Annotated in this window: 9 protein-coding genes; 5 read left to right on the top strand and 4 right to left on the bottom strand. The window is 37.7% G+C overall.

What is annotated here, in order from left to right:
* Window positions 1-335: 335 nt before the first annotated feature.
* Window positions 336-3,077 carry a pyruvate, phosphate dikinase gene (gene ppdK, locus ATC1_RS11490; RefSeq protein ID WP_062282170.1) on the top strand — a complete coding sequence of 914 codons (2,742 nt, stop codon included), beginning with the start codon at window positions 336-338 and terminating at the stop codon, window positions 3,075-3,077.
* A gap of 238 nt (window positions 3,078-3,315) precedes the next feature.
* Here ppdK and ATC1_RS11495 read toward each other — a convergent pair whose 3' ends face one another.
* Window positions 3,316-5,730, bottom strand: coding sequence for a tetratricopeptide repeat protein (locus tag ATC1_RS11495; RefSeq protein WP_062282174.1), 2,415 nt, complete (start codon window positions 5,728-5,730; stop codon window positions 3,316-3,318).
* A 294-nt stretch (window positions 5,731-6,024) separates the two neighbouring features.
* Between ATC1_RS11495 and ATC1_RS11500 the strand changes: the two genes are divergently transcribed.
* Together ATC1_RS11500 and ATC1_RS11505 are read left to right on the top strand one after the other, a co-directional pair.
* Window positions 6,025-7,680, top strand: a complete 1,656-nt coding sequence (locus tag ATC1_RS11500) for an ABC transporter permease (protein WP_062282177.1) — start codon at window positions 6,025-6,027, stop codon at window positions 7,678-7,680.
* A 134-nt stretch (window positions 7,681-7,814) separates the two neighbouring features.
* Window positions 7,815-8,855, top strand: coding sequence for an ABC transporter ATP-binding protein (locus tag ATC1_RS11505; protein ID WP_062282180.1), 1,041 nt, complete (start codon window positions 7,815-7,817; stop codon window positions 8,853-8,855).
* A 186-nt stretch (window positions 8,856-9,041) separates the two neighbouring features.
* Here the strand turns inward: ATC1_RS11505 and ATC1_RS11510 are convergent, their stop codons facing one another.
* The 3 genes from ATC1_RS11510 to ATC1_RS11520 are packed head-to-tail and all read right to left on the bottom strand — an operon-like array spanning window position 9,042 to window position 11,439.
* On the bottom strand, window positions 9,042-9,869 hold the full coding sequence (locus tag ATC1_RS11510; protein ID WP_062282183.1) for a DUF2085 domain-containing protein: 828 nt from the start codon (window positions 9,867-9,869) through the stop codon (window positions 9,042-9,044).
* Window positions 9,866-10,366 (bottom strand): aminoacyl-tRNA deacylase, encoded by a 501-nt coding sequence (locus tag ATC1_RS11515; RefSeq protein WP_172667780.1) that lies wholly within the window; start codon window positions 10,364-10,366, stop codon window positions 9,866-9,868. Before ATC1_RS11515 ends, ATC1_RS11510 begins: the two co-directional genes overlap by 4 nt.
* Window positions 10,367-10,374: 8 nt before the next feature.
* The gene (locus ATC1_RS11520) at window positions 10,375-11,439 is read right to left on the bottom strand and encodes a CehA/McbA family metallohydrolase (protein WP_152024305.1); all 1,065 of its coding nucleotides are present in this window, start codon (window positions 11,437-11,439) and stop codon (window positions 10,375-10,377) included.
* Between the two features lie 422 nt (window positions 11,440-11,861).
* Here ATC1_RS11520 and ATC1_RS11525 point away from each other — a divergent pair, with 422 nt between their 5' ends.
* Both ATC1_RS11525 and ATC1_RS11530 read left to right on the top strand, forming a co-directional pair.
* Entirely contained in the window at window positions 11,862-12,083 is a 222-nt protein-coding gene (locus ATC1_RS11525; RefSeq protein WP_062282196.1) for a preprotein translocase subunit SecG, read from the top strand.
* Window positions 12,084-12,342: 259 nt separating this feature from the next.
* Entirely contained in the window at window positions 12,343-14,043 is a 1,701-nt protein-coding gene (locus ATC1_RS11530; protein ID WP_062282199.1) for an ABC transporter substrate-binding protein, read from the top strand.
* Window positions 14,044-14,092: the final 49 nt, after the last annotated feature.

Consider the following 14,092-nt stretch of genomic DNA (forward strand, 5'->3'; position numbering starts at 1 on the left):
ACATTGTGCCAAAAAACTCACCAATGAAATTATTTCAAATATTTGGTAAACTGATAAAAAAAACGAAATTATTGGTTTAATCAAAGCGAGAATATATCAATTTTTCATGATTTTTCATGAGACAACCTGTTTATAAAATATTCTGTCATTATTGTGAGAGGAAGATATTGCAATACGATAGAGAAAGAGATTATTTTTTCAAAAAAGTACTTTTTTTTGTGTGTCGATTACTGGGACATAAGCCGTATATGATAAAATCTGTTCCAGTTCAAACTTCTCAGCATTTTCGGGAATATGTTGAATAAAGTTCTATTGGGAGGAAAAAAAGAAAACCAATGACAGAAAAAAAATGGGTTTATTTGTTCAGCGAAGTAAATCAAGCTGAAGCATACGTAGGCGGAGATTGGGATAAGGTTCGTGGGTTATTAGGAGGAAAAGGTGCAAATCTTGCCGACATGAGCAGAATTGGTGTGCCTGTACCTCCGGGATTCACAGTTACAACAGAAGCTTGCAATGAATATTCTGCGAATGGCAAATTTCCTGATGGAATGTGGGATCAGATGCTGGCCGGACTTTCAGAGGTCGAAAAGGAAGCTGGAAAAAAATTCGGAGATTCGAAAAATCCTCTTTTAGTTTCTTGCCGTTCCGGTGCAAAATTCTCTATGCCGGGAATGATGGACACCGTCTTAAATATTGGCTTAAATGATGAAACAGCAAAAGGTATGGTTGAACTGACTGGAAATGAACGCTTTGTATATGATTCATATCGGCGTTTAATCCAGATGTTTGGTTCAGTCGTTTTGGAAATTCCCGATGAAGCATTTGAAAATCCAATGGATTCATTTAAAGAATCGAAAGGATACAAACTTGACACTGAGATGACAGCATCTGATTTAAAAGAATTGACAAAAATATTTAAAGATGTTGTTAAATCAGAGAAAGGTTTTGATTTTCCACAGGACCCTCTTGAACAAATGAGACTTGCAACGCAGGCAGTATTTCGTTCCTGGAATGGAAAACGTGCAGTGGATTACCGCAGAGCAGAAAGAATTCCTGACAATTTGGGGACAGCAGTAAATATTGTTACGATGGTATTTGGAAACATGGGTGATGATTCAGGGACTGGCGTTGCATTTACTCGAAACCCGGTCGATGGAACCAATAAAATGTTCGGTGAATATCTTCTGAATGCTCAAGGCGAAGATGTTGTGGCTGGAATTCGTAACACCAACAAAATCGAGTCTCTTGAAAAAGTGATGCCGGATGTCTATAAACAATTTATGGATATCACGCATAAGCTTGAAAAACATTATCGAGATATGCAAGATGTTGAATTTACTATCGAACATGGCAAACTCTGGATGCTTCAAACGCGCAGCGGAAAACGAACTGCTCGATCCGCGGTCGCCATTGCGGTTCAGATGGTAAATGAAGGGCTTATCAACAAAGAGACTGCTCTGCAAAGAGTTACCACAAAACAGGTTGATGCATTGCTTCATCCTCAATTTGATCCTAATAAAATCAAGAAAATTGAAGCTTTCGCTTCTGGTGTGAATGCTTCTCCTGGCGCTGCAGTTGGAAGAATTTATTTTGACGCAGATAAAGTCGTTGAGATGAAAGAGAAAGAAAATCAGGACTGCATCATGGTTCGACCATTTACGAAACCAGATGACGTTCATGGAATGCTTTCCGCAAAAGGAATCTTAACTTCTGAAGGTGGCGCAACTTCACATGCAGCCGTTGTTGCAAGACAATTTGGCGTTCCTTGTGTCGTCGGTGCCTCTGCTATAAAAATCGATTTGGATAAAAGAGTTTTGACTTGCGGTGATTTGACGCTGCATGAAGGCGATTGGATTTCGGTAGACGGAAATACTGGAAAAGCATATGTCGGTAAAATCGATGTTGTTGTTCCGGATTTAGAAGAAATGAAAGATCTGACCACTTTGCTTTCTTGGGCGGATGAAATCTCTGATATCGAAGTCTGGGCAAATGCCGATTATCCACGTGATGCACGCAGAGCCCGTTCATTTGGAGCCAAAGGTATTGGTCTTTGCAGAACCGAGCATATGTTCTTTGAAGTTGAAAGACTTCCAATTGTTCAGAAGATGATTTTAGCAAAAAATTCTGAAGATCGGACTGCAGCATTAAACGAATTGCTCCCTCATCAACGATCTGATTTTGACGGCTTATTCGAAGCCATGACGGGATATCCAGTTATTATTCGTCTGATCGATCCGCCGCTCCATGAATTTTTACCCAATGCGGAAGATTTAAAAGAACAGATTATCACCAAAAGAATCGAAAAAATTTCCGATTATGTCAACGGCAAGGCAATCGATAAAGAGCTGGTTAATCTGGAAAAAATGTTAAAAGAAGTAGAACTTCGACACGAATCAAATCCGATGATGGGTCTTCGCGGTGTCCGTCTCAGTATTGTTATGCCTGAGATCGTTGAAATGCAGGTTCGGGCTATTTTCGAAGCTGCATGTGATGTGAAACTGCGGGGATTTGAGCCGAGACCTGAGATTATGATTCCGTTGACCGGCCATGTAAATGAACTGAAACGAATTCAACCACGGTTAATTGAAATCGCTAAGCAAGTGATGGCAGAGAAAAAAGTTGAGGTGGAATATCTTTTCGGAACAATGATTGAAATTCCACGTGCTGCCGTTACTGCAGGTGAAATTGCAGAAGTTGCTGAATTTTTCTCTTTCGGAACAAATGATTTGACGCAAATGACCTTTGGTTATAGCCGTGATGATGCAGAACGTTCTTTCCTGGTTAAATACGTTGAAGAGGGTATTCTTCCTGAAAATCCATTCCAGGTAATTGACCGCAATGGCGTCGGTAAATTGATGCAAATCGCAATTCAAGATGGCCGAGCCTCTCGCCCTGACCTTAAAGTCGGAATTTGCGGTGAACATGGTGGGGATCCAAAATCTATTGAATGGTGCCATATCATTGGAAATGATTATGTGAGCTGTTCACCGTTCCGTGTACCTGTTGCACGTTTAGCTGCAGCTCAGGCAAAATTGGACTTCCCGAATCCGGAAGCACGGAAAAATATCAAGAAATAAATTTATACAGGATCAAAAAAAGAACCGTTATTATGAAATAACGGTTCTTTTCAATTAAGTCTGAAATTCGTCAGTTATGCGTAATGAAAGACTTGCTATTCAAATGGAGTGGAAAAAAATTTCGTTATTGTGATTTGTCCACAATTCATACCTATTCAACGCAACAACCTTTTCTCCTACGTAAATTTCGAATCGTTGGATCTTTTTTAAGAAATAAAAGGTTGTCTCATAGGATTCTTTATCCGGTATATAATCGCTCATACATTTTTGAAAATTCATAAACATGCTCAATATAGTTTCGTGTTTCTTCAAACCGTATGACCTCATAAAACAAGTCCGGATCATCATTTGCAAGTTTAATCCATTGAGCCGTATTGCCAGGACCGGCATTATACGCGGCAAGCATGTAGAAATAACTGCCGCCATGATAAGAAAATTGTCTCTCCAGATAGTAGCCGGAAAAATTGATTGCTACTAAAGCTCTTTGCAGATCTGAATCTGTATAATCTGGCGGCCAATGTAGATTTTTGGAGATTTCCAATCCAGTTGAAGGCATAATTTGCATCAAGCCAATGGCTCCTGCAGAAGAGGAGATCCAAGGATCATACATGCTTTCCTGTCTCATTAACCCGTAAAGAATGAAAGGATGAATTTTATAGGTTTCATAAGTATCGTTGATAATTTCGGGATAAAGAATGCAATAACGAATATGGTTAAAATAATTTGGAGCAGAAAGAGTTCTTACATCTTCAATTAATCCGGCGGCTGTCAATATTTGTCTGCTTGTGAAAACAGCAGGCCGCCATGCGCCCAGATCTACCAACCGATTTAATAATCGATAGGAATTTACAGGATCATCCACATATTCCAGCCGAATTTGATCAAACTGGTTTATAGCTTCTTGATACTGGCCAAGATTCCAAAGTTCATTTGCAGCTTTATAGGTGGAATTCAGGAGTAATTCATCCGGTTGATCCAGGACGATATCAGAAGAGAGATTGAATGTGAGCCGCATCCATTGGTCTGCAATCTGTCGTTCCTGCCTTAAATTAACTTCAAGATGACTTAATTGCGAAAACTCAAAAGGTGCCTTATTGGAAAGAATATCTGATGCTCTTTCACTATAAAAATCAGAGGGATCGTCTTCAGCAGCGAGATGAAAATATCGATCCGCAGCATCCTTTTCTCCTTTTTCAGCGTAGACTTTTGCAATCCAGAAGTGAGCACGAGCCAATTCTTCTGGTTCTGTACTGAGCAATAAAAGCCGATTTAATGTAGCTAAAGCTGAATCATAGCTCTTTATCCGAAAACGAGAAAGTCCTGAAAGAAATAATGCATAACTGCTTTTTTCGTACAACGGGTATTCATCGATCAAACGTTCCCATTGCTTTGCTGCATCAGAAAGATGATTTCCTCTTTCAAGAATTCGTCCTGCTTCAAAAATAAAGTTCGCAGCATCAGGCTGATCCGGATGTTTCGATGCATATTGAATCAGTGTTTGTGCGGCTTGATCATATCGTTTCAGTTCTGTCCATTGGATGTATGCTTTTTCATCCCACGCAGAAACATAGAAACGATTGTTCGGATACTCATCAATGATTTTTTGAAATGAAGTGATCGCTGCTTCATATTCTGCCATATACATCTGACAAAGACCGATGTAATAATAAGCAGAACCATCATGATTCGGTTCTGCAGCTATATACCTGTAGAATGATTCAGAAGCGAGTGCATATTGCTGCATATAATAATTGACCAATCCACGCTGGAATTCATTAACCGGCTGATTATTTTCAAGCAATATTAAGAGGGATGCATAACTGTCATAATACCGCGGATATTGATTTACGGCTTCCTGAAACTGAGAATAGGCTTGTTCTTTTGATCCAATTTGCAGATATGCTTTTCCCATGCGATAACAAATACTAGCTTTTTGTTGGTCACTTGCCGATGATGAAAGGATCTCAAGCCAAACTTTAAAGGCTTCTGAATACAATTCCTGCGCATAATATGTATCTGCTAATTTTATTTTGACACTGTTGTTCGTTTTTAATGTTAATGCTGATAGATATTGTTCTGCTGCTTTCGAATACTCTTCCAATGCATAGAATGCATCACCCTGCCTTTCTAATACATCAAAGATCAGGGATGTATCCGGACTGATCTCAAGAAATTTTCGAAGCGCATCCAATTCATCAAGCCATTGTCCTGATGCTTGATAACATTCTGCTTTTTGGTACCATAGCCTCGACTGGTTTTCGTTTCCAGATATTTCCTTTAAACCTTCAGTGAGAATTGATTGACATTGATCAAATTTTCCTCGAAGAAAGGCAATACGGGATTCGCCAAAAATTGAGGCTGCTACATATTCTTCCCGAGGATTTTGAGAACGAATTTTTTCATATTCAGACCATGCTCTATCATAATCTCCAGCAAGCATAAATTCTTCAGCTGATTGAATTCGAAATTCCGGAAGTGGTGTCGGGATGGGGGTTGCTGTTTGCGTCGGTTCAGGTGTCCAAGTCGCAGTAGGGGGAACAGGCGTTTGTGTAAAAAAGAAACCCAGAATGAGCTGGTTCCGTTTTGAGTCACAACCGCAAAGAAGTAAACCGATGAAACAGAGAGTGAAAATAGTTGCTATTTTAAATTTCATGATTGATTTATTATCTTAATTCTTTGTTTCCATTTATGTTTCCATCAATTATTTGAAATATATTGAAACGGTCACATCTTAACATTGATATCTACTTCTCATAAGTTTACCTTGATTCGGTAATTCGAGAAATACTTTCTACAGTAGTTCAAGCCATAGGAAAGATTATTTAATGTTCAATTCTTTTTTATTCTCTGCAAATAAAGTAATTGAGAACATTGATACACTCCCAAATTTGAATTGCTGTTTAATGGTGTTCTCAATGCTATAATCAAAAGAAATTAGGAAATTACCTTGAGAAAAACTGTCAAAACCAACTATTATATTGGATCGCTATTTTTTGTAATCCCTCTGATTTTTTTTATTGAACTCTATTTTTTCCCGTTATTTTCGATTTTTAAGAATGCGTTTCAATTTTTATCCAGAGAATTATCCATTAACTGGCAAAATATAGGAAATGTTTTTTGGTTCACGTTATGGCAGGCAATTGTTTCGACATTATTGACATTACTCGCTGGATTTCCTGCTGCATGGATTTTTTCACGGTTTACTTTCCCCGGAAAAAAGATACTCAATGCGCTATTCACTATCCCTTTTATTCTTCCGACTGTTGTGACCGCCTCTGCATTCAATGCGCTGTTAGGTCCGAGGGGATTTATCAATATGGTCTGGATGTCAATGACCGGTTCAACCAAACCGGCGGTTCAATTGATGAATACAATCTGGATCATTCTTCTTGCGCATGTTTTCTATAACACATCTGTAGTGATTCGTGTCATTGGGAATTCGTGGTCACAAATTGATGCAAGACTTGAAGATGCAGCAAAAACTTTAGGCGCGTCACCATTACAAGTCTTTTTTCGGGTCGTATTCCCGCAACTGAAACCGGCTATTTTATCAGCATGTCTGTTGATTTTTTTATTTGATTTTACCAGCTACGGGGTCGTTTTTTTATTGGGAGGGCCAAAATTTCGAACGATCGAAGTCGAAATTTATTATCAGGCGCTTCAAATGTTGAATCTTCCGCTATCAGGTATTCTCTCGATTTTACAGATCGTAATTACGATCGCGGTGACACTCATTGATAAGCGGCTTTCCCAAATTATTCTTATTAACCGTGCGCCAAGAATCTCCGGTGAAAATATGCGAAAACCGGAATTAGGGTTGGAAAGAATATTAATCTTTCTAATTCTTTTCTTTCAGATTATTTTTTTGTTATCCCCCATATTAGCGCTTTTTTTCCGATCTTTGTATATCTTTCCATCAGAAAGCAGCCGTACTGCTTTATCACCGGGATGGACATCGATTTATTATCAACAGCTTTTTATTAATGAAAGAAATTCAATCTTTTTTGTACCGCCAATAAAAGCAATCCTTAATTCTTTGAGTATAGCGGTTGCCGCATCTGGAATTTCTTTGATCATTTCTTTATTCATCGTTGTCGGAGAAAATCGCTATCCGTGGACAGGGAAACTAGAATCGGTTTTTATGATACCAATCGGTACTTCAGCAGTAACGCTTGGATTAGGATATTTATTGTATTTTGGCCGTGATATACAAAAAGCCTGGTTGATACCCTTCGCTCACAGCCTTATAGCTTTGCCATTTGTCATACGATCGATCAAACCTGCAATATTTAATATTCCAAATTCTTTGAGACAATCAGCCGCGATTCTAGGCGCGTCGCCAATTCAAGTTTTCTTAAAAATTGATTTCCCCATTATATTTCGAGAATTGATTAATGGATTTATTTTTGCGTTCACCATTTCGCTTGGTGAATTTGGAGCAACATCTTTCATAACACGTCCGGACAGACCAACAATCCCTATTGCAATCTATCGATTTTTAGGTCAACCCGGGTTAATGAATTATGGGCAAGCCATGGCAATGGCTTCAATATTGATGACTTTCTGTCTGATCATGATTGCAGTTGTCGATCAAAAAGAATAAACAAAAATAGTGAAAAGGGAATCAGCTCGTTATTGTTGTTTTATCATGTTTCATACACAGAATTTATACCAACAACTCCACCTGATTTTTTCGATTTATAATCTGAGACGAAATGGAATCGATGGATCGGAAAAATGCTTAAATTAACAAACGTTTATTATCAATATGATGAAAAGCCGCTGCTGAATGGTATCAATCTTTCTGTAGGTGAGCATGAAGTCGTTGGTTTGCTTGGGCCGAGCGGAAGTGGTAAAAGCACAATATTGCGTATCATTGCCGGTCTGGTTAAGCCCCTCAGTGGCGAAATCCGATGGAATGATTTGAATTTATCAGAAGTTCCTGCTCATAAAAGAAATTTTGGCTTGATGTTTCAAGATTATGCACTGTTTCCACATCAGAATGTATATGAAAATATTGCATTCGGATTAAAAATGCAAAGATTACCAAAAGCAGCAATTCATAAAAGAGTGGAATTATGCTTGAAACAGGTCGGAATGTTATCTTTTGCTGATCGAAAAGTGACAGAATTATCCGGAGGAGAACAACAACGCGTAGCATTAGCCCGTGCGATTGCGCCACAACCAGGTTTGCTTATGCTGGATGAACCGTTAGGTGCACTGGATCACACATTGAGAATAACGCTGTTGGAGGAGTTGCGTAGTATTTTGGGAGAAAATGGCATACCGGCGATATATGTAACCCATGATCAAGAAGAAGCTTTTTTCCTCGCTGATAAAGTTGCATTATTAAATCAAGGAATCATCATCCAATTTGGTGAACCGGATAAAGTATATCGAAATCCGGAATCCTTGTGGACAGCTAATTTTTTCGGTTTAAATAATATTCTTGATGGAGAAGACACTGGTGAAGGCTCTGTTCGAATATTATTCCCGCATGCCGAATACAATTTTACGCTTCCAACTCATATTCCATCAAAAAGAGGCCAGCTTGTGCATATTTTCTTCCAGGACGGTGTTATTAATCAGGAACTTCACGAGGATATAAACTATCTCAACGGAACGGTGATTCAAAATATTTTTCGCGGTTACGAATATGAGTTGAAAATCCTGATTGAGGAAAAGGAAGAATTTACTTTTCATAGTATTAAGTCTTTTCCTATTAACCAGAAGGTGAAAATCGGTTATCGGAATGAAAATCTTCATTTCTTTCTTTGAAGGATTCAAGATGACCAGTATCCAATCATCGAAAATATGAGAAAGATTATTTGTTGTAGTGATGATTTTTGCAGTAAAAGCTGTAAAACCTGAAATTGTTGCGATTTTGAATGAGAAAGATTATTTGTTGTAGTGATGATTTTTGCTCTTCAGACAAAAGCATTACTCCAATTGGCTTTTCTCTCTTTATTCGAATAGTAAGGCAATACTTTGAATTACAGCCCAATACCATACACCTGTCAATCGAAATCGAATGGTACTGATAATTAGAATTTGAATAATTGCGACAATGATTCCTGCCAATAGCACATTTTTCCCTTCCCATAGCGAAGAGAATTGAATTTCTAAACGAATTAAGAGCAGAATCAGGATGGAATAAAGTAATCCTAAAAACAGGATTGCTGTAAACACCGCAACCGCATCAATGATTGTCAGAATGACTTGGTTTTTTGAAAATAAAAGGAAAAGAACTAAAAATTCAGATGAGAATAAACCGAATAAGAGCCATTTGGTTCTTACTGGTTGAACAGTTACTTCCCCTTGATTCCAAAAGACATTATTGAAAATCGGAAAGATCAGAAATGAGCAGGATGTTCCAACAAATAAGCCGCTGATAAATCGAATCACTGCGGATGGCTCATAGAAGCTTTTGTCAGGGAAAAAATTGAACAGGATTGTTCCATTGATGACATCAATGAGAAAAAATAAAACACTAAAAATGATGAATACTAATTTTGGAAAAGAAAATACTTTCCGATATTTTCCCAACGGGATCTGCCACATCCATGCAAAAAAGATCCCAAGCAACTGTCCTGTACATCGATGGCAAAAAGCAAATTGCATATCATCTATCAGAAATGATCTTTCCTTGAATTGATGACAAAAGGCATATCCTACTGCGTTGATTTTATTATAAAAACCCGGTAAAGTAGCCGAAAACCAAATTCCGAACAAGGCTAAAATTAGCAAAATTTCTGCTATAAAGAAAGACCGTGATAATAGGATCTTTTTCATAGATCTGAATTGTCTTTCTGATTAGGAGAAGCGACATCAGCAATTTTCGCTTTGGTAATGCGCAAAAAGTCATTTGCTGACAGGAGGATTGTTAATCCACGTTGTCCTCCAGATATCGCGATTTTTGATTGATTTTTTATTGTTTGATGGATGAAAATTTCAAAGCCATGATTCAATAGAGCGATTGGAGATATTCCTCCTGCCTGTAGTTTTGTGATGGCTTCTGCTTCATTTTGGGTTGGAATTCGAACTTTTTTCTCATGAATCAATGCTGCCACTTTTTTTAAATCAACCTCTAATGGACCTGGTGTTACGATTAATAGATTCTTCCCTGAGTTGAATCGGCACACAACAATGGTTTTATAAACGATGTTAGGATCCAGGTGAAACAAATTCGCTGTCTCTTGCGCACTTCTTTTTATACTTTCTGACTCGAGTGCCATAAATTCAATTTTCTGAGACACCAAAAACCGCGTGACATTATTTTGAATCGTCATATTCAGAATCATCCTTTTAATAAATAGATTGGATTCGAGTAGATCCAACCCCGCAGTTTATGACGATAGGGCAAATAGCATTCCACACGATAATAACCGGTTTCCGTAATGTTTACTGGAACAGATTTTATTTTTTCCCATTGGCGCACAACATTCCCATTATGGATTAATCTGCAAATGGATTCCTGTGGAATATCAATTTTAATGGTCACTCCATTACGAATTGACATCCGTTCTCCCGGCCAGGCTTTTCTGTTTTCACCTTCTGCAAAAAATCGAAAACCAGTAGTCGGAGCTACAAGATCAAATCCGACAAACGATCGACCAATCCTGAGTGAATTGTAAATCAACTCTTTGTCTTTCAGAAGATTACCGCTTAACTTTTCAGGAACATAAAGATGGTTATTAAGCGCTGAAAAATGGAAAGCATATGGGAAAGTGATTAAACGGAATGGGCCAATTCTCCTGACTTTTTGGTGTGCGTCTGAAGCTGAATAAGCGTTTACAGCAATTCCTTTGCATAATAATTCGTCCCATTTTATGATACTGTTTTCATCAGGCCCTACGGGAAACGATTTTTGATCTAATGCATTTTTTACTATTTGAAAAATATTATGGGATTGTTTTTTGAATTCTGATGACAGATTGAAAATCTCCAACCCTGTGAAATTCTTAATTTCCCAGTTTGTCCACGGGATTGAGGGTTCTCGTAAAAGAGATAAACCTTGATCAAAAGGATGGGCAAGAATGCTGATGGACTGTGTTTTGTTTACGTCGTCGATTAAGTCTTGCAGATCAGATGAGCGGGATGATGCTTCTTTTCCATAGTTCAATATTAATAGGTGATTTTGATGAGGATTTTTAGGGTTATGGATTTCTTCGCCGGTCAATAAAAGAACTCTCTTCCCATCTCGATAATAATACTTGTCATTATCCTGAATATAAATATTATGATCCGTGGTGACGATAACATCTATACCGGCATCAAGTCCGGCTTGTGCGATTTCATAAAAAGTTCCACTTCCATCTGACATGTTCGAGTGATTATGTAAGTTAACGGTAATTTCTTCCATGGTTTTCGTTTTTAAATCAGAATTTCAAAATATATATAATTTATCTGAAAAAACAGATAAATTTTATTAATGTGTGGCTTTGCTCAAAGCGCAAAACCACACATTAATTATTCATCCTTCCGATATTTCAAATCACCGGTTTTTCAGGATTATTCTGGCCATCATTAAATTATTGCTATTAATTATAAAATTGTTATGAAGGAATTATTGATCAGTTGTAAGAATTGTAGTAATTCGAAATATGCGGAGAATTTAATGTCGTTGTGATGTTATTTTGCGAAGCGCAAAGCTATCTCACAGACACTCAATTTTTCCGCTTGTCTCACCAAGCAAATCTGTATTTCGAATTACTGTAAGAATTGTTGACTGTTTTGGTAGAAACAGAGTATAATCACAACGCTAAAGAATTGTGGAGGGAATGGATGAAAACTTTTTTTGATATCGCGCTTATCATAACATCAATTGCAACTGTTATTTGTGTGGTTTTGCAAAATCGTGGAGTTGGAATGGGTAGTCTTGCTGGAAGCGAGCCCGGAGCGATTTTTTCCGCCCGCCGCGGTGTAGAAAAGATCCTGTTTTATGTGACAATTGGATTTAGTGCGTTATTAGTTGTCCTGGTTGTAACTAGCGTATTAATTTTCTAAACGATCAAAAATGGAAAAAGGGGAGCTTCTATTGCAGAAGCTCTTTTTTATTTTATTTAATTAAAATAAAAAATGCTTGGTTTTCGATTACGTCGTCAACAATTCGGAATATGAACTTTCTATTCAAATCAATCCGAAAAACTAATTGAGGTGATGTTTTAAGCATCAAATATAAATATCTCAATTATAGATTCTTTCTCATATTTCGATTTATTGACGTACCTTTCATTTATGCTTATAAGCTATTAGAATTAGAAACATGAAAAAACTGCGATGGCAATTAATTATCATATTCCTTACCGGTTTGGTTGTCGGGATTTTGCTATTAAGTGATACCACCACAGGCCCAATCCAGATTTTTGAATCGCAACCCACAAGAGGAGGTATCTATAAGGAAGGTCTGGTTGGAACGCTTCAGCGACTGAATCCTTTACTCTCCTATTACAATCATGCGGATCAAGATGTCTGTCGTCTGATTTACAGTGGTCTGATTCGATTTGATTCCCGTGGTCTTCCAATGAAAGATCTTGCTACTTCTTGGGGTATTTCAATGGACGGGAAAATTTATAATTTTGCTTTAAATCCAAATGCGAAATGGCATGATGGACAACCTGTAGTTGCGGAAGATATCGTTTTTACATTTAATATGTTAAAACAAGGGAAAGGATACCTTCCCGATGATTTAATCTCTTTCTGGGAGAAGATTGAAGTAAAGGCTTTAGATAAGCAGACAGTTCAGTTTGTTCTGGAAGAGGCTTACGCTCCGTTTTTAGATTATCTGAGCGTTGGAATTCTTCCGAGACATATTTGGGGAAATATGACTTTTGCTGATATGGTTGAATCTAAATTGAATATACAACCAGTAGGCAGCGGCCCTTTTCGTCTGGATAAATTGACATTGAATGGTTCTAGTATATCTGGAATCGTTCTTAAAAATAATTCCACCTATTTTGGAACAAAACCCTTCCTGGATGAAATTCAATTTACATATTACCAGGATAGTATTCTGGCATTTCAGGCATATCAGCAAAATATTATTGACGGGATCAGTTACATCTCAGATGATATTCTTTCTTCGGTGCTGACAGAACCGAATCTGTCGTTATATACGTCCCGACTTCCCATGCAGTCAATGATACTATTCAACCTTGACAATACGACTGTAAAATTTTTTCAGGATGTTAAACTAAGGCGAGCATTATTAATGGGATTGAATCGTGTAAAAATGGTTCAGTCTGTTATGAAAGGCCAAGCGCTTATTTCCAATGGACCGATTCTAACTGGGAATTGGGCTTATTACAGCGGAATACCCAAAGTTGAATATGATTCCTATAAAGCGCGTGAATTGTTGAAATCAGCAGGGTACATTCTTGCGAATGAACAAGATCAAGTTCGATCGAAAGATGGTATCACACTCAACTTTACGTTATTGTATCCGGATGATGATATACATCGGAAGGTCGCTGAAATGATTCAGCAGGATTGGGCATTGATCAATATTCTTGTAAATCTTGAAGCAGTTCCTTACGATGAATTAATTAATACGAGATTAGAAAAAAGGGAATATGAAGCCGCTTTAGTGGATCTGAATATATCCAACGCCCCTGATCCTGATCCATATCCGTTTTGGGATCAAACACAAATTTCAAATGGACAAAATTATTCACAATGGAATCATCGTGTCGTTAGTCAATATTTGGAAGCAGGCCGGGTTGAAATTAATCAGGCAGAACGTGAACGATTATATCGTAATTTCCAGGTGGTATTTGCAGAAGAGCTTCCGGCATTACCCCTCTATAATCCAGTGTATAATTTCGCAATTAATTCGAAAGTAAAAGGGGTCAGTGTAGGACCTTTATATCGGACTTCAGATCGATTTCAGAACATTGAATCCTGGTATATTGTTTCACGAACAACGCTTAGTGATGAATTTAAAGAAAATAATTTAGGAGAAGAGTAAGGAACAAGCATCAAAGCAGAAAAAAGATTTCTCTTTGACGATTCCGCAA

The sequence above is a fragment of the Flexilinea flocculi genome, from assembly GCF_001192795.1.
Taxonomy (GTDB): domain Bacteria; phylum Chloroflexota; class Anaerolineae; order Anaerolineales; family Anaerolineaceae; genus Flexilinea; species Flexilinea flocculi.

Excerpts from the sequence above, each read along its gene's own strand:
- ATC1_RS11525 (WP_062282196.1), top strand. The coding sequence starts at position 11,862 with ATGAAAACTTTTTTTGATATCGCGCTTATCATAACATCAATTGCAACT.
- ATC1_RS11505 (WP_062282180.1), top strand. The coding sequence starts at position 7,815 with ATGCTTAAATTAACAAACGTTTATTATCAATATGATGAAAAGCCGCTG.
- ATC1_RS11520 (WP_152024305.1), bottom strand. The coding sequence starts at position 11,439 with ATGGAAGAAATTACCGTTAACTTACATAATCACTCGAACATGTCAGAT.
- ATC1_RS11495 (WP_062282174.1), bottom strand. The coding sequence starts at position 5,730 with ATGAAATTTAAAATAGCAACTATTTTCACTCTCTGTTTCATCGGTTTA.
- ATC1_RS11510 (WP_062282183.1), bottom strand. The coding sequence starts at position 9,869 with ATGAAAAAGATCCTATTATCACGGTCTTTCTTTATAGCAGAAATTTTG.
- ppdK (WP_062282170.1), top strand. The coding sequence starts at position 336 with ATGACAGAAAAAAAATGGGTTTATTTGTTCAGCGAAGTAAATCAAGCT.
- ATC1_RS11515 (WP_172667780.1), bottom strand. The coding sequence starts at position 10,366 with ATGACGATTCAAAATAATGTCACGCGGTTTTTGGTGTCTCAGAAAATT.
- ATC1_RS11530 (WP_062282199.1), top strand. The coding sequence starts at position 12,343 with ATGAAAAAACTGCGATGGCAATTAATTATCATATTCCTTACCGGTTTG.